Origin of the sequence: Paenibacillus sp. 2KB_22, from assembly GCF_052115745.1 — a bacterium.
In the GTDB taxonomy this organism is placed as follows: Bacteria; Bacillota; Bacilli; order Paenibacillales; family Paenibacillaceae; genus Paenibacillus.
Genome location: NZ_JBFRHG010000001.1, coordinates 895,288 through 911,613, shown reverse-complemented (window position 1 = coordinate 911,613; position 16,326 = coordinate 895,288). Strand labels below are relative to the sequence as shown.

The 16,326-nt window shown below is 47.7% G+C and carries 13 protein-coding genes; 7 read left to right on the top strand and 6 right to left on the bottom strand.

The window, feature by feature from the left end:
* Nucleotides 1–214: 214 nt before the first annotated feature.
* The 6 genes from AB4111_RS03675 to AB4111_RS03650 all read left to right on the top strand — a co-directional run bounded on the left by AB4111_RS03675 (nucleotide 215) and on the right by AB4111_RS03650 (nucleotide 8,120).
* Nucleotides 215–1,168, top strand: a complete 954-nt coding sequence (locus AB4111_RS03675; protein ID WP_442030513.1) for an iron-hydroxamate ABC transporter substrate-binding protein — start codon at nucleotides 215–217, stop codon at nucleotides 1,166–1,168.
* Between the two features lie 167 nt (nucleotides 1,169–1,335).
* Entirely contained in the window at nucleotides 1,336–1,956 is a 621-nt protein-coding gene (locus AB4111_RS03670; protein WP_442030512.1) for a flavin reductase family protein, read from the top strand.
* Nucleotides 1,957–2,198: 242 nt separating this feature from the next.
* Nucleotides 2,199–3,353 carry a type III polyketide synthase gene (locus tag AB4111_RS03665; protein WP_442030511.1) on the top strand — a complete coding sequence of 385 codons (1,155 nt, stop codon included), beginning with the start codon at nucleotides 2,199–2,201 and terminating at the stop codon, nucleotides 3,351–3,353.
* Between the two features lie 108 nt (nucleotides 3,354–3,461).
* Complete coding sequence (locus AB4111_RS03660) at nucleotides 3,462–5,687, top strand: MMPL family transporter (RefSeq protein WP_442030510.1); 2,226 nt, start codon at nucleotides 3,462–3,464, stop codon at nucleotides 5,685–5,687.
* 189 nt (nucleotides 5,688–5,876) lie between these two features.
* Nucleotides 5,877–6,896 (top strand): dienelactone hydrolase family protein, encoded by a 1,020-nt coding sequence (locus AB4111_RS03655; RefSeq protein ID WP_442030509.1) that lies wholly within the window; start codon nucleotides 5,877–5,879, stop codon nucleotides 6,894–6,896.
* Between the two features lie 51 nt (nucleotides 6,897–6,947).
* Complete coding sequence (locus AB4111_RS03650) at nucleotides 6,948–8,120, top strand: rhamnogalacturonan acetylesterase (protein ID WP_442030508.1); 1,173 nt, start codon at nucleotides 6,948–6,950, stop codon at nucleotides 8,118–8,120.
* Nucleotides 8,121–8,253: 133 nt separating this feature from the next.
* On the opposite strand, the gene mnhG is transcribed toward AB4111_RS03650, so the two are convergent.
* The 6 genes from mnhG to AB4111_RS03620 are packed head-to-tail and all read right to left on the bottom strand — an operon-like array spanning nucleotide 8,254 to nucleotide 14,162.
* A complete protein-coding gene (mnhG, locus tag AB4111_RS03645) occupies nucleotides 8,254–8,646 on the bottom strand; it encodes a monovalent cation/H(+) antiporter subunit G (protein ID WP_442030507.1) in 393 nt (130 codons plus the stop codon).
* Nucleotides 8,630–8,914, bottom strand: a complete 285-nt coding sequence (locus AB4111_RS03640) for a Na(+)/H(+) antiporter subunit F1 (RefSeq protein ID WP_017688855.1) — start codon at nucleotides 8,912–8,914, stop codon at nucleotides 8,630–8,632. The genes mnhG and AB4111_RS03640 overlap by 17 nt, the downstream gene beginning before the upstream one ends.
* Nucleotides 8,914–9,390 (bottom strand): Na+/H+ antiporter subunit E, encoded by a 477-nt coding sequence (locus AB4111_RS03635; protein ID WP_442030506.1) that lies wholly within the window; start codon nucleotides 9,388–9,390, stop codon nucleotides 8,914–8,916. Before AB4111_RS03635 ends, AB4111_RS03640 begins: the two co-directional genes overlap by 1 nt.
* Before the next feature lie 6 nt (nucleotides 9,391–9,396).
* The gene (locus tag AB4111_RS03630) at nucleotides 9,397–10,875 is read right to left on the bottom strand and encodes a Na+/H+ antiporter subunit D (RefSeq protein WP_442030505.1); all 1,479 of its coding nucleotides are present in this window, start codon (nucleotides 10,873–10,875) and stop codon (nucleotides 9,397–9,399) included.
* Nucleotides 10,868–11,206 carry a Na(+)/H(+) antiporter subunit C gene (locus AB4111_RS03625; protein WP_036670645.1) on the bottom strand — a complete coding sequence of 113 codons (339 nt, stop codon included), beginning with the start codon at nucleotides 11,204–11,206 and terminating at the stop codon, nucleotides 10,868–10,870. Before AB4111_RS03625 ends, AB4111_RS03630 begins: the two co-directional genes overlap by 8 nt.
* A gap of 1 nt (nucleotide 11,207) precedes the next feature.
* The gene (locus tag AB4111_RS03620) at nucleotides 11,208–14,162 is read right to left on the bottom strand and encodes a Na+/H+ antiporter subunit A (RefSeq protein WP_442031568.1); all 2,955 of its coding nucleotides are present in this window, start codon (nucleotides 14,160–14,162) and stop codon (nucleotides 11,208–11,210) included.
* Nucleotides 14,163–14,621: 459 nt separating this feature from the next.
* On the opposite strand from AB4111_RS03620, the gene AB4111_RS03615 reads away from it, so the two are divergent.
* Entirely contained in the window at nucleotides 14,622–16,262 is a 1,641-nt protein-coding gene (locus AB4111_RS03615; protein ID WP_442030504.1) for a sensor domain-containing diguanylate cyclase, read from the top strand.
* Nucleotides 16,263–16,326 lie beyond the last annotated feature (64 nt).

Below are 16,326 nucleotides of genomic sequence, written 5' to 3'. Positions count from 1 at the left end.
GAAGATTTTATATGATCCACTCGGGACATAATCGGATTGACAACTGGACTGATAACAATTATCATTGTCAATGGAATTGGTCAAATGTACATACGGATATTATATGTATCAATAATAGTATCAATGTTTTTGAACGTAGATATCTGTCACAATCACGCCGATTAAGGTTTTCATATTGAAAGGGGATAATAAATTGTTTAAGAGAAATAGAAAGATGATCACACTTTTGATTACGGTGATGGTCATGTCCATCTGGTTAGCAGCATGTGGAGCGAAGCCGGCAGAGAACGACACAACAACCGAGACAGAGACGCAAACAGAAGCCGCTACAGAGCGCACTTTAACAGATGCTATGGGACACGAAGTAACCATCCCGGCTAATCCGGAGCGTGTCATCGCGTCTTATCTGGAAGACAATTTGGTAACACTAGGTGTTAAGCCAGTTGCCCAGTGGTCGGTAGCCAACGGAATCCAGGAATATCTGCAAAAAGATCTGAATGGTATCCCAACGATTGCTTTTGATCTGCCTTTTGAAGCGGTAACAAGTTTTAACCCGGATCTGATTATTGTTGGTTCTGAAAGTGTGGTTGAAGGAGAAAAATACGAACAGTACAGTAAAATTGCACCTACTTATGTACTTGGCGATGAGATCAATAGCGACTGGCGTAAAACGTTGCTGAAAATCGGTGAGATTTTGAATAAGAGTGATGAAGCGCAAAAAGCGCTGGATGATTACGAAGTTAAAGCTACAGAAATCAAGGAAAAGATCAACAACGTTACAGGTGGAACAAAATCAGCAGCGGCCATTTGGTTGGTTAGCGGCAAGTTCTTTATTGTAAGTGACAACGTATCAAGTGGAGAAGTAATGTACAAAGAGCTTGGACTTCAAGAGCCTGAAGTTGTAAAAGAAATCTCTGCCAATGCAACAGGTAACTGGTCTTCCATCTCTATGGAGAAGCTAGCGGAAATGGATGTAGACTACTTGTTCTTTGTGAATAGTGATGAAGGTACTGGGGCGGAAGCACTGAAAGATCCAGTGTGGCAAAGTATCCCGGCTGTAAAAAATGGCAATTTGTTTGAATTCACCCGGTCTAGCAGCTGGTTGTATAGTGGAGTTCAAGCGAACCTTCAAATTATGGAAGACATTCAGAACAGCATTGTTAAATAATAAATAGTCCATATGAAAAAGCATGTTCCTACTTCCTGGTGCAATAGGCACCAGGGAGTTTTTTTGTTAATTCAGCATTTTACGTTATATAATAAATATGAGTGTGTGATCGTGTCTTGAAGTGAAATTGACACTTGTTACACGAGCAAGGAAGGGGATATTTACATATGTATTCATTGGATCCACGTGAGATAACGGGAAGAGACAACTATAAACTAATGAGTGGTTCGGTAGTGCCACGTCCAATTGCTTTTGTGACGACACGTTCAGATGAGAATGATGTGATCAATGCAGCGCCTTTCAGTTTCTTCAATGTGGTCAGTTCGGACCCACCGCTGTTATCCATATCCATTGCACGTAAAGACGGCATGATGAAAGATACTGCGCGTAATGTACTTGCTCATAAAGAGCTGGTCGTGCATATATGTGATGAAGCAATCATAGCAGAAGTAAATGAGACAGCAGCTATCCTTGAACCCCATGAAAGTGAGCTTGAGCGGACGAAACTGACTACAGTGCCAAGTACAAAGGTCGCCGTGCCAGGAATAAAGGAAGCACTTATTCGGATGGAGTGTGAGCTGTATCAGCACATTCCCATTACCAACGATGATGGCAAACCGATGAGTGATCTGTTGCTGGTACGCATAGTGCAGTATCATTTCAGCGAAGAAGTCTATAATCCGGACAAGGGGTATATCTTGATGGATCATTTGAAACCAGTCAGCCGACTTGCGGGTAATGATTATGCCAAGCTCGGAGAGAGATTCACCATAATTCGGCCAGAATAGTTATGAAAGATCCTATATGTAATTTGTGAAAGGGTTTGACCCTGTAGATAAAGGCGGACAACACATGCGAAACTCGCATAGGTTGTCCGCCTTTCGTTGTGATATGAACATAAACGGGACAGGGAGTGAATAGACTTGTACTATATCCTGCACATTTCTATATGAACTTATTTGATATACAGGTTGTTTAAAAAGCCCATTTTTGATTACGAAAGACAAGACTATATAGGGAGGTTAAGCCGATGAACCAGCTTGAGGAAACTAAAGGGGCAAGTATTATGGGAATAGGAACCGCGTGGCCAGCCCACCGTATTGAGCAAAAGGATGTGTCTGCCCGTCTCGCACAGGCGCTGGAACATGAGCCGGATGCGAGAAGATGGGCGAAACGAATCTTTAATCAGTGCGGTGTGGAGACTCGTTACACGTGTGAACCCAATCTGCTTGAGCCTGTGGATTCTTGCCGATATTTACCTTTCACTAGTAGGGAGGAAGTTCCGACTACATCGGAGCGTATGGGCAAATACAAAGCTGCTGCTGTTCCTCTTGGTCTGGAGGCGGCCGGACAGGCGCTTCGGGATGCAGACGTATCCTCCTCGGAAATTACACATCTCATTACGGTGAGTTGCACGGGGCAATTCCTGCCCGGACTTGATGTTCGGCTGATCCAACAGCTTGAACTGTCACCGCAGATCAACCGGATTCCACTGGTGTTTCAAGGATGTGCAGCGGGTCTGAAGGCGATCCAACTGGCGAATTCCATTGTAACGACAGATCAGAAGGCTACAGTTCTCATCGTGTGTGTGGAACTATGTACACTTCACTTTCAGCCATCTGCCAAACGGGACGACCTGTATGCTGCATCGTTCTTCGGAGACGGCGCCTCTGCCTGTGTTATTGGCGCGTCCGGAACAGACCGCAATGAATGTTTTCGACTGGGTTGTGGATACTCAACGCTGCTCCCGGATTGTACAGAAGAAATGATCTGGGAAGTGGGCAATACAGGCTTTGATCTCTACCTTTCACCACAGATACCGAAGCTGCTTGGTTTACATCTCGGGCCAGAGGTTGAGCGGCTGCTTGAAGGGGGGAGTTTACCTGAAATATGGGCGATCCATCCGGGAGGCAGAGGTATCGTGGATGCCGTTCAGAAGTTGTATCAGTTGACAGATGAGCAGGTCTCATACAGTCGTAACATCTTGCGGGATTATGGCAACCTATCGTCTGTGACGATTCTCTTTGTACTTCAAGCCATCCGCGAGGATTACAGACAGAAAGAAGATCATTCGAGTGGAATAGCGCTTGCCTTTGGACCTGGACTGACCGCAGAATTACTTCCTTTTACATACATTCCTGTCCCCATGGCGAACAGAACACCTGTAAAGCATGTCATCCATTAGTTCGCGAATTCGAGTGAAGGAGACATGCACCGCAAGTGGTCGGATGTGCGTAAGATCTTACCGATGAACGTAATCGAATGACTAATCTGATCGCAGAGGAGCTTAGGTATGGCTTATCGCAGACTTGCTGCCTTCATCAGCCGATATCCACGGTTCATTATTCTCTGCTGGGTATTTATCATCGGCATGTCAGCGGTCTGGGCGTGGAGGTTGCCTGACATTGTCCAGGATCACGGATTGAAACGGGTTCACGGAGATGCACAAGCCGTTGAGCTTGTTCTGGAGGCTGAATTCGCTTCTCCTGCTAATCCGGTTATTCTGCTTTTTGAGAAAAAGGAAAATACCTCGCCGTTAGAGTTCCGTCAGTGGATCAGGGAACGTCTGACACAGGTTCAAGCATTGCCTGCGGTAAGCTCTATCACGTTCCCTCTGGATGCTAGCGAAAGGGTGACGCTACAAGATCACAGGGCATATGCCCTTGTGAAGATGGATGTGCCCCCGCATCAGATGGGTCCTCCGATTGAGCAGTTGCGCGTCGTGCTGGCTACAGACGGTCCGGGTACGGTCCAACTGACCGGCAAGGCCGTCGTACAGCAGGATGTGAATCATCTGAGCTTTAGTGACCTGGAACGGGCAGAGATGGTGGGGCTGCCGATTGCCCTAATCGTTCTGTGCTTCGCTTTCAGGGGTCTATATGCCGCATTGATTGCTGTCATGATGGGCATCAGTGCTGTGATTACCGCTATGGGAGCCACAACGCTCCTTGGTTATCATCTGGAACTGTCCAACTTCATCATCAACGTCATTCCCATGGTGGGCATGGCACTCAGTATAGATTTTGCCCTGATCATCCTGAGCAGGTACAGGGAAGAAGTTCAGCGGGCCTATGAAGGTGCAGCTAATGTTCTAGGAAGAAGTCTGGATATGCGAAGCGAAATTCTTCAGCGAACATTACGTACAGCAGGCAGAGCAGTGTTGTTCTCGGCAGCTTGCGTACTCCTTGGGCTGCTGGGTCTACTCTGGATCAGGCTGCCGATGTTTCTGAGTGTCTCCTTGGGGGCTGTCATTGTTCTACTCCTATCGTTACTGTTAAATGTTACGCTGCTGCCAGCACTACTGTCACTGTCTGCGGATCGGGTCTTCAGGCAAAATTCAGTCCATTCGTTACCTAGAGGTTCAGTGTGGCACAGATGGTCAGCAATGGTCATGAAACGACCAGTCAGCATGGCAATCGGAGGAACGGTTGTGCTGCTTCTGTGTGTCTATCCAGTGACCCGGCTGGAACTGTCCGTCCCGGATGCCTCTTCACTACCAGCCAGAATGGAGTCCCGACAGGCAGCAGAGCTGTTACAGCATGATTATGGTTCGAAAAATACCTCCACCATCGAGATCGTGATTGGCGGACAGCAGGAGCGGTTGACTGCCTCACACTGGCAGATGGCCCACAACAAAGCACGTCAATTACTCCAGGACTCGGACGTAGTGAGCATTGTTTCACCATGGGGCCTATTACAGCCGGGTCAGAATGGCTCACAAAACCTTTTTAGAATTCCACCGTCGTCGCTCACTTCTGCCCTAAAAGGCAAGGAGTCACCAAGGACGGCATGGCTGCGTTCAACGGTCTCTGATCATTCGATACGATTGGTAGCCACCGTGCATGGGGAGCCTGGATCGGAGCAGGTCGCAGACTGGCTGGAACGAATGAGGAATTACGATTATGCACTAGGTTCGAACAACGTAAAATTACGTTATGGTGGGGAAGCTGCCAAGCAGGTTGAAATCATGCAGGAAGTTACACATCAACTGCCCAAAGTGCTGGTATTTGTAGTGGTATCCAATTATCTTGTGTTACTGGCGGCATTCCGATCTCTACTCATTCCAATCAAGGCCATTGTGATGAATCTGCTCAGTTTAGCCGCTTCATTTGGCATATTGGTGTGGGTGTTTAATGAAGGACATCTGGGCATGGAGCAACCAGCCATTGCCATTATGATTCCTGTATTCATTGCAGGATTGGTGTTTGGCATATCCATGGATTATGGGGTGTTTATGCTAAGCCGTATTCAGGAAGTGTATAGACGAACCGGAGACAGTGATGTAGCTGTCCAACAGGGATTGGCTTCTACAGGTCGTCTGGTTACTTCCGCAGCGGCAATTCTGCTTGCGGTGACCGTGCCGTTTGCTTTTGCTGAAGTTGCAGGTGTGAGGCAGTTAGGGATCGGAATCACGGCAGCGGTATTGATTGACGTTACATTGATCCGCCTAATATTGGTACCTGCGTTGATGAGATTAATGGGCAGGTGGAACTGGTGGCTGCCAGGTCAGATCAAATGAAGGGTATTTCCGTAACCTGTCTTCAGGTTGGAGGTATCCTTTTTGGCTAGAAATCGTGTGATTCCATTCAAAACAGGCAAACATGTTCAATTCATGGGTGACATAGATGTTCTATAATGGATGGGATTAATTCCATATGACAGTCTTATATCTACGTTATCCTACGAAAAACAGGAGGGACACAGGCCCATGTCTGATATTGAAGCCTATCTACAACAACAAACGAATCTTCGTGGTCGTTCCGCGTATCATGCAGATCAACCCCTGGAGTTATGGCGTAATCAGTTACGTACACGTGTGAAAGAACGGCTGGGCGGTTTTCCCACGATGGCGGCCGCGCTGAATCCTGTCTTACTGGAGCGCATTATATGTGACGGATATATTCGGGAGCGAATTGAAATTACGACCTATGCAGGACTTCGCATGCCTGTGTATTTATTAATTCCGGGTGATGGAAGCATTACCGAAAACAAGAAACCTGCTATCGTTGCTTGTCATGGGCATGGCTACGGTAGCCGAGAGATATCGGGTATGGAACCGGATGGGTCACTACGGACAGGCGAACCCGGATTACACAAGGACTTTGCTGTAGCTCTTGTGAAGCGTGGTTATGTGGTTGCGGCTCCAGAGCTGCTCGGATTTGGTGATCGAAGATTGATAGAGGACCGCAATGCGCCACCAGGGGTAAGTTCCTGTACGAAGATTGCTGCGCATCTGCTCATGGTGGGGAAGACCCTAGCCGGTCATAGGGTGTATGAAACAACACGTGTACTGGATTATGTATCGACTCGGCCAGAAGTGGATTCGGAGCGAATTGGAAGCATGGGTATCTCGGGAGGTGGACTGGTGACCGCATTTACAGCCGCGTTGGATGAACGGTTCAGGGCAACTGTGGTAAGCGGTTATGCAAATACATTCCAGGGCAGCATATTGGATCGGAACCATTGTCTGGACAACTATGTGCCAGGTATCCTGCGTGAAGCGGAGTTGCCGGATCTCATCGGCCTGATTGTGCCTAGGCCACTTTTTATTGAAGCCGGAAGTGATGATCAGGTGTTCCCAATCCATGCAGCGAGAGAGGCGTATGCCCGTTTGACACATATATATGAGCAGGCGGGAGCATCAGAATCACTGGATGCGGATTTCTTTACAGGTGGACATGAGATTAGCGGAGCTAAAGCTTATGACTGGCTTGATCAAGTTCTGTGAAGTTGTGGATCGTGCACCAATATAATTCTGATTCGAGAGGAGAATTCAGTGATGAAATGGTCAATATCGGTAAAGTTTCTGCTCTGTCTTGTTCTGTTTGCAAGTACGTTGGGCATCAGTCTGGGAAGTAGTGGAGGGCAAGTCGCCGAGGCAGCAACGGACAATTACAGATTTGATTTTGGTTCGGGAGCTGTTGAGAACGGTTACACAGGCGTGTCTGCAGGAGATGCCTATACAGCTACAAAAGGTTATGGGTTCAATACGCCTGGCAATATGCGAAATGTGACTGCTTCTGGAAGCGGAGTGATGAGTGACGCCGTGCAGTTTCTGACGTTTGGCACGAAGAGCACCAATACCTTCAATGTGGATCTGTCCAATGGTCTCTATGAGGTCAAAGTGGTCCTGGGCAATACAGCCAGAGCAAGTGTGGCTGCAGAAGGTGTATACCAGATCATCAATATGACGGGCAACGGGGCGACGGATCAATTTCAAATTCCGATAACTGACGGGCAACTCAATCTGCTCATTACGGAAGGAAAAGCAGGTACTGCATTTACAATCAGCGCACTCGAGATCCGGAAGTTATCCAATCAGACCGTAACCAACCGCACAATTTACATTGGTGGTGACTCAACGGTATGCAATTACTATCCACTTGGCAGCAGTGTACAAGGGGGTTGGGGACAGCTGTTGCCGTCTTATGTGAACAACGCTACCTTCCAGGTCCGCAATATGGCATCAAGTGGTCAGTTTGCAAGAGGATTCCGCGATGATGGCCAGATGGAGGCAATTCTCAAGTATATCAAGCCGGGAGATTATTTTATTTTGCAATTCGGAATTAACGATACCAATGCCAAGAACAATACAACGGAGGCGCAGTTCAAAGAGATTATGCGGGATATGGTGCGCCAGGCGAAGAACAAAGGAGCAACAGTCATCCTCTCCACGCCCCAGGGCCGGGCAACAGACTTTAATACAGCCAATGTACATCAAGCGGAGAACCGCTGGTACAATCCATCAACCCGTGCACTGGCTCAGGAAGAGGGGGTCACCCTGGTTGAACTGAATAAGTTGAGTTCGGCCTATTTCACATCCATTGGTCCGGCAGCAACACTCGCTCTGTATATGACAGGGGATAGTCTGCATCCGAATCGTCAAGGTGCTGCACAGCTTGCACGAATTGTGGCTGCGGATCTGAGAAGACAGGGACTGAATGGATTCTGACGTGCAATTTAATCGGCCAGCATGATCCGGATTTGATATGATCTGTGTGTGAAAATAAAAAAATACCCCCGGGAACAATCCGCGAAACGGGCGGCTGATCCTCGGGGGTATTCGCTATGCCTGAGATGGAGGATTACTCCATCATGTCCTTGGCTTCATGATTCACCTTTTTACCTTTTAACAAGGGTTCCAGTTCATCTTGAACGCTCTGTTCCCAGAGTGGCACATCTGTCCGATAGGCAGCCCGTCCGTTCAGATGTCCGGCGACAGGAGCCGTGATGAATACAAACAGGATACCTAGCAACAAGCGGGCACTGATATAGTTATCGAAGTACCAGAAGTAGAAAAATGTCGCGCTTAGTACACAGAACACGCCAAGCGTCATACTTTTGGTTGCGGCATGGGCTCGCAGATATACATCAGGTAGACGAATAAGTCCGAACGCACTGAGGGCACTAAGTAATGCACCAAGCAGTACGAGCAAACCTATAGCTGTTTCAGAGGTCACCTTAACGATCTCCATCATTTTTGAATACCGCCCCCCGTTCAATATAACGTGCAAATGCCACTGTACTCAGAAAAGCCAGAATGCCAATCAGCAAGATAATATCCAGATAGGCCTGAGTTTGCAGCATCATCGACAGAACGGCAACGATGGCAATCACATTGATACCGATGGTATCCAGTGCCGTGATCCGGTCAGCCATGGATGGTCCTCGAAGTACCCTGTACAAGCAACCTAGTATGGCTAAAGAGAGAATGAGCAATGAGATGAACAACAGTGAGGATAACATTAACGCGTCACCTCCATAATTGCTTTTTCGAATGTATTTTGGATATCATCTCTCATTTTCTGTTCATCCTTGATATCCAGCGCGTGGATAAACAGTTTGTGTTGATTACCCGAGATCTCAAGTGGCAGAGAACCTGGTGTTAATGAAATAAGCAGACAGAGCAGGGTGACCTCCCAATCCGAGGACAATTGAGTTTTATACGTAAAAATACCGGGCCTTATGTCGAGCTTGGGCTTGATAATCTGGCGTATAACCTCAATGCTGGCTCGCACCAGTTCCTTGAACAGCAATGTAATCAGTTTGAAGATGGCCCAGACTCGAACAATATAGAAGCGCTGGGGGAAGAATCTGCGCATTCCCCCGATGAGAAGCAGTCCGAGCAGGTAACCTATGAGAAAACCAACACCATTCCAGGCATTGTTCAGAAACATCCATACAAAGGCAATGATAAGATTCAGTACAATCTGAAAGGCCATAGACATCTACTCCTTCAATACGGCATCAATATAAATATTGGGATGCAGTAGAATATCGCCTGCGCGGGAGGTCAATTGGAACATGCCTTCAGCCCCCACACCCATTACGATGATGAATACAAACAGAATTCCGGCAGGAATCAACAGGCCGTTCACCGCGTATGGGCGTCTGGCAACCCCGGCAGGCGCTTCGCCCCAGAACGCTTGTATGAAGATGCGCAGTACCGAATATAACATCAACAAGCTCGAAAGCACCGCAATGCCGGTCAGACCATACAAGCCTGCTTGCAAGCCACCTTCAAAGAGAAGCAACTTCCCCGGAAAACCACTGAATGGAGGCAGGCCTGCCAAGGCAAGTGCGCTAATGAAGAACATCCAGCCGAGCAGCGGATAGCGATGGATCAGCCCGCCCATGTTGTCGAGTTTGGATGTTCCGGCAACAGCGATCAAGGCACCGCCGAGCAGGAAGAGCAATGTTTTGATCAACATGTCATGCAGCATGTAGAAGAGCAGACCTTCCAGTGCAGGGCGACTGGCTGAAGCCATACCAAAAGCAACGAAACCTACACCTGCGACCACGTTGTAGATGAGAATTTTGTTCACATCGCGGTACGAGATCGCACCGATGACACCAAGGACCATCGTTGCACCAGCCATCCATCCGATCAGGGTATGGAAGAAATCAGGATCATGATAGAAGATCAGTGTGAATGTTCGCACAATGGCGTACAAGCCAACCTTGGTGAGCAATCCTGCGAATAATGCAGTGACGACAGCAGGTGGTGCCGCATAAGAGCCCGACAGCCAGAAGAACAGGAACAGTCCAGCCTTGATGCTAAATACGATCAGGAAGAGGACGGCAATTAAGGTAATGACCCCGCTCTGTCCCACTTCAGCAATTTTCACGGACAAGTCTGCCATGTTCAGTGTGCCAGTAATGGAGTAGAGGAAGCCAATGGATGCGACGAACAGGGCTGAAGAAACGATGTTAATCAAGACATATTTAATCGTTTCACGAAGCTGTCTTTCCGTACCTCCCAATACAATCAGTGCATAGGAAGAGATGAGCATCAGTTCAAAGCTGACAAACAAATTGAACAAATCTCCGGTTAGGAACGAACCATTAACTCCTGCGATCAGAAAATGAAAGAACGGATAGAAGTGATGTTCTTCTCTCTCCTTGTTTACACTGCGGAATGCATACAGCAGACACGCCAACGCAATGATGGAAGCAGCAACAACAAGCAACGCAGACACCATGTCAGCAACTAGCACAATACCATAGGGAGGTGCCCATCCACCCATGTTAAGTGTTAGCACTCCAGTTTGAGTCACACGAGTAATGAGTATCGTTGAGACCGCTGCTGTAAACAAAAGTCCGATGACACTAATGATCCGCTGGATATTTGTTTTTCGGAAAAAGAGCAAAGTCAGAACACCTGTAATCAAAGGCAATAGAATCGGCAGAACGACGAGATTATTCATATGGGCGCCCCCTTACTTCTTCCATATCATCTGTTTTCAACTTCAGATAAGAACGATATGAGAGAACAAAGAAGAACGCAGTGAGTCCAAAATTAATTACAATTGAAGTTAGTATCAAAGCCTGAGGAAGAGGATCGACATAGCGCTCGGCCATCTCCCCAAGCAGGGGTGGTGCCCCTGTTTTGAGACGTGACATGGTGATCAAGAGCAGATGCACACCATGGGTTAGTATGGACATGCCAAGTACGATTCGGAGCAGGCTCCGCGACAAGATTAAAAAGACGGCAACCGCAAACAGAATGCCAACGGCTACACACATCAATATTTCCATATCAGCGATCCTCCCCGATCTGTAGAATGATGGTCATGGTGACACCCAGGACAGCGAGATACACGCCAAGATCAAACAGCATAGCCGTGGCGAGTTCTGTCTCTCCCAGCAAAGGAAGTTCGAAATAACCGAAGGTTTGGCTCAAGAATGGAACTCCGAATATAAATGAACCTGCACCTGTCAGTAACGCTATACCCAATCCGATTCCTGTTAGAACACGGAAGTCAACGGGTAACGCTTTGCGTATCGTATCCGTACTGAATGCCAGGGCAATCAATACGAGCGCTGCCGCTGTTACCAAGCCGCCGATAAAACCTCCGCCCGGATTGTGGTGTCCTGCGAAGAACAGGTGCATGGCAAATGTCAGAATGATGAACACAACGACCTTGGTGGTTGTTTGCAGCAATACATCATTACTCTGCAAAGGTACAGTATCCCATGAGGATGAGCTCCGTTCCCGGTTACCATACTTTTTCGTATTGTCCGCTTCATCATCCAGAGCAGGTTCGGACTCCTGACTTTCGTCCTTCTTACGGAACTTCAAGCGAGCTCCCAGATCTTTTGCTTCGAGGTTCAGATTAATCATGGAGTAGATGGATAATGAAGCAACGCCAAGCACCATTATCTCCAATAATGTATCGAAGCCACGGAAATCAACCAACAACACGTTCACGACATTTTTACCACCAGCAGACTCATACGCTTCCTGAAGGAAAAAGGTAGAAATGCTGTCCAGTGATGCTGTTCCGCTTGCAGCTAGAGCAACAAAGGTCATCACAACGCCGACTGCAATGGCTACGATCATATTTACCGTGAGATAACTGCGGCTTGATTTGCCACGTTGCAATTCAGGCAGATGGTAGAAGCAGAGCAGGAACAATGCAACGGATACGGTCTCGACAATCATCTGTGTCAATGCCAGATCCGGCGCCCGGAAGAGTACAAACAGCAGGGTTACGATGTAACCAACCGCGCCCGTCATAATGACTGCCGACAGTCTGTTTTTGGCAAAAGGAATTGAAACCGCAGCACCGATGAGCGTGACTAGCAGAACGACCTCATAAAATGAGAAAGGTGCATTGCCCTGCAGATTCCAGGTAATATTTTCACCTGAACGGAAGAAGGCATAGACCAACAAGGCGACCGTGAATGAGAAAATGTAAACCAGATAATTACGAACCGAGCCATTCATATAGGCTTCCGTCCATTTGCGTGCATAATGCTGAAGATTATCCAGTACAACATGGTACATATTGTTAATCGTTAATCCTTGCGGATAGTGCTCATAAATATTCCTCCATCGTGGCAACAGCTTGTAGAGAGTGATTCCGAGAATCACAACTCCGATCGTCATAATCAGTTCCGGAGTCCATCCATGCCACAGGGAGAAATGTACATCGAAGCGCTCATTCCCATTCAAGAGGGATGGAAGCACAGCTGCCATTGCCGGTTCAATCAGTGATCCGGCCAGCAGATTCGGGAAGAGTCCGAATACAATGACAAGAACACCTAGAACAACAGGCGGAATGAGCATACCAGCGGGCGCTTCGTGCAGCTTCTCGGCAGGGATCTCGCTTTGGCTACGACCGAGGAATGTTTTGAACACGATAATAAGCGCATAGATCAGGGTAAACACACTTGCAAGCCAAGCCAATACCGGCAATAGGACACTCCAGGACCCAAGTCCAAAGATTCGCAGATGCGTGACTTCGACCATCGCCTGGAAGAATAACTCCTTGCTCAGGAATCCGTTGAACGGTGGTATACCCGACATAGCAAGTGATCCGATTAATGCTACGGTGAATGTAATTGGCATGAATGAAGCAAGTCCACCGAGCTTTCGGATGTCACGTGTACCCGTTTCATGATCGACAATGCCTACAACCATGAACAGAGCGGCTTTGAATGTCGCATGATTAAACAGGTGAAGCAGCGCAGCGGTTGTTGCCACGGTGTACATCGCAGAGGATTCGCCATATCCGAAGTAGAGAGCAGCAGATCCAACTCCTAAGAGGGACATGATCAGACCAAGTTGAGAGATGGTCGAATAGGCGAGAATCGCTTTGAGATCGTTTTTTTTCACCGCTAGGAATGATCCATAACACAAAGTCAGAAGACCAACGCCGGTAACGAGCCAGAACCAGAGTCCCTGTCCACCGAATATCGGTGTAAACCGGGCCACAACATACAGTCCGGCCTTGACCATCGTGGCTGAATGCAGATAGGCACTGACAGGTGTAGGAGCTTCCATGGCATCCGGCAACCAGATATGGAACGGGAATTGGGCTGACTTGGTGAAAGCCCCAATCAGGATCAAGACAAGTGCTGGCAGAAATAGTGCGCTCTCCTGAAACTGTCCCAAACCTGCAATAGTCGCACGAATACTGAATGTTCCGGTAATGAGATACATCATCATGAATCCGGTAAGCATGGCGAAACCGCCAAATACCGTAATCAGGAAGGATTTTTGTGCTCCTGAAGTCGAGGCTTTACGTTTGTAATGAAATGCGATCAACAGGAATGACGTAATACTGGTCAATTCCCAGAATCCGTAGAGCACGATCATATTATCAGACAGCACCACGCCCAACATGGCTCCCATGAACATCAACAGATACAGGTAAAAGCGGTTTAGCGCTTCTTTCATATCCATGTAGAAGATGGAGTAGAGAACAACGAGGACACCGATTCCGGTGATTAGCAGTGTCAGCATGAGGCTCAGACCGTCCAGGTACAGGTTAAATCCAATGTCCAGTGAAGGTATCCATGGGATATTTCCGGATACGGTATTGTGTTGTGACACAGCGGGTATGAGGCTCGCAAAGTATACAAATAATAGTGCCGGGACAAGAAGAACCGGCCATCCCAGATGAATTTTACGGAAGAAACGATGCAGCACGGCAAGGAGAATGCCAGCGGCAAAAGGCAGGATAACAGCAACATGAAGCAGGCTCAACATTACACCCCCAATGTTTAGAATTTCGACTACTCTCTCTGTGACATACAGGCGCATAATCCTCAAAGGATATGCTTGCTCTCTATATTCATAACCCAAGTATGTATATACAGAATCGTGTCTATTCTTTGAATGGAAGAAACACGGTGAAGATTTCAGTAATTATTGTATGGGAATGTATAATAAATAAACACACAAGTTCCGATAAATATGAAAACGATTAGGGCGTGTCTAAAACTCCGAAGAAGCAGATTTTGCCGAATTTTCGTTCCAAGCCAGGAAGTTTTCCGCAGGCGTGCCGGGGCACGTCAAGGGAAAGTGACGCAGCAGGGGGCGAAAAGGCGGTAAAAGATGCACTTCAGCGAGTTTTGAGACACGTCCGAGGTGACATTCCGTGTACTCTTTGCAGCATAGTTATGTTGAAAAGCAAGATGGTTTCACCGTGTAATGGAGGAAGTAATGTCATTCAAAATTAGAACTGTGCTTACAGTCATCTTTGCTGTGTTATCCCTGCTGGTTACCCTGACGATTGGGTCTATTTTTAGCCAAAAGTCATTTGTTGCTGTAGAGACTGAGATTGGTCACTCGCTTACAGGCACGGCCTCACAGGCTTCGGACAAGCTGGATCGATTCATGTCCGCTCGCGCGGGTGAACTGGACCTGCTGGGCCGAATGGCTTCGTTGGAAGATGGTTTCCAACCGGATGAGATTCAGATGTTGCTGGATCAGCTACAAGATAGCTTTCCCTCATTCTCATGGGTTGGATTCATGAACCCGAAGGGAAAAGTGTTAGCTGCGACAGATGGTATCTTGCTGGGGGAAAATTTATCAGAGCGACCTGTGTATCAGGAAGGGATCAAGGGTAAATTCATTGGAGATGTGCATAACGCAGTACTTCTTGCCAAGCTGCTACCAAATCCAACGGGAGAGCCGTTGCAATTTGTCGATATCAGTTTTCCACTGAAGGATAGCAAAGGACATATTCAGGGTGTGCTCGCTGCACATTTAAGCTGGGAATGGGCGAAGGAAGTCGAAGAATCCGTGCTTGCCCCATTGAAAAGAGAAGAAAAGGACATTGAGTTCTTTATCGTAAGTAAAAAGGAACGTACAGTGCTCCTGGGGCCGAAGGAATGGATCGGGAAACCATTAGTATTGCCCGGCATCGAAGAGGCCGAGCGCAACAAAAGCAGCTGGTCCATTGAAGAGTGGCCAGATCGTAAGGAATATGTGACAGGGTTTGCCTACAGCCAGGGTCACCTGGATTATCCCGGATTAGGCTGGACCGTAGTCATTCGTCAAGTCAAGTCGACTGCTTTTGCTTCTGTGTTTGACCTGATGTGGTTCAATGTGTGGGCGGGACTCGCTGTTACTGTGCTGTTTGCACTCATTGGCTGGTTTGTCTCACGTCTGATCTCTGCCCCGCTTGTGCGTCTTACCAGAGTGGCCAATCGACTGCGAGCAGGGGAAGAGCTTGAAATTCCCGAGAATAAGGGGATTACGGAGATTGAAGTGTTGTCCCGTTCGCTTCGAGATATGCTGACCTCTCTCACGAATAAAGACTCAGAACTGGTCGTAATGCAGAATCTGGCGCATTATGATCAGTTGACTAGTCTGCCAAATCGCACTGCCCTTGAAGTGTATCTGGAGGAGTCTCTGGAGACCGAAAGTGAAAATCACACGCTGACTTTTCTCTATCTGGATCTCGATGGATTCAAACGTGTCAACGATACGCTTGGACATCAGGTTGGAGATGTTCTGTTACAGAAAGTGGCTCAGCGTCTGTGCTCTCTTGGTCAGGAGAAGGGCATTACGGTCCGATTGGGCGGAGATGAATTCCTGATTGTACTTCAGTCGGTTGGAAGTCATCCGAGGGAAGAAGCCAGCGCTTATGCAGAAACCGTCATTCAAAGTCTGAACAAGCCGTTTATTATTGAATACGAGCGAATTCGAATTGGATGTAGCATCGGAGGGGCTGAATATCCAACCAACAGCAATAACCCAAGTGAGATTATCCGGATGGCGGATGAAGCGTTGTATGAGTCCAAACGTGCAGGCAAGAACAGAATGACCTTTTATTCCGAGTTGAAGCAGGATCGTTAGCGTATAATAACAATAGTTGGGTTATCCCAATCACCTTTGCGCGTATCATCTTATAGACAAGGAG

Excerpts from the sequence above, each read along its gene's own strand:
- AB4111_RS03675 (WP_442030513.1), top strand. The coding sequence starts at position 215 with ATGATCACACTTTTGATTACGGTGATGGTCATGTCCATCTGGTTAGCA.
- AB4111_RS03670 (WP_442030512.1), top strand. The coding sequence starts at position 1,336 with ATGTATTCATTGGATCCACGTGAGATAACGGGAAGAGACAACTATAAA.
- AB4111_RS03665 (WP_442030511.1), top strand. The coding sequence starts at position 2,199 with ATGAACCAGCTTGAGGAAACTAAAGGGGCAAGTATTATGGGAATAGGA.
- AB4111_RS03660 (WP_442030510.1), top strand. The coding sequence starts at position 3,462 with ATGGCTTATCGCAGACTTGCTGCCTTCATCAGCCGATATCCACGGTTC.
- AB4111_RS03655 (WP_442030509.1), top strand. The coding sequence starts at position 5,877 with ATGTCTGATATTGAAGCCTATCTACAACAACAAACGAATCTTCGTGGT.
- AB4111_RS03650 (WP_442030508.1), top strand. The coding sequence starts at position 6,948 with ATGAAATGGTCAATATCGGTAAAGTTTCTGCTCTGTCTTGTTCTGTTT.
- mnhG (WP_442030507.1), bottom strand. The coding sequence starts at position 8,646 with ATGATGGAGATCGTTAAGGTGACCTCTGAAACAGCTATAGGTTTGCTC.
- AB4111_RS03640 (WP_017688855.1), bottom strand. The coding sequence starts at position 8,914 with ATGTTATCCTCACTGTTGTTCATCTCATTGCTCATTCTCTCTTTAGCC.
- AB4111_RS03635 (WP_442030506.1), bottom strand. The coding sequence starts at position 9,390 with ATGGCCTTTCAGATTGTACTGAATCTTATCATTGCCTTTGTATGGATG.
- AB4111_RS03630 (WP_442030505.1), bottom strand. The coding sequence starts at position 10,875 with ATGAATAATCTCGTCGTTCTGCCGATTCTATTGCCTTTGATTACAGGT.
- AB4111_RS03625 (WP_036670645.1), bottom strand. The coding sequence starts at position 11,206 with ATGGAAATATTGATGTGTGTAGCCGTTGGCATTCTGTTTGCGGTTGCC.
- AB4111_RS03615 (WP_442030504.1), top strand. The coding sequence starts at position 14,622 with ATGTCATTCAAAATTAGAACTGTGCTTACAGTCATCTTTGCTGTGTTA.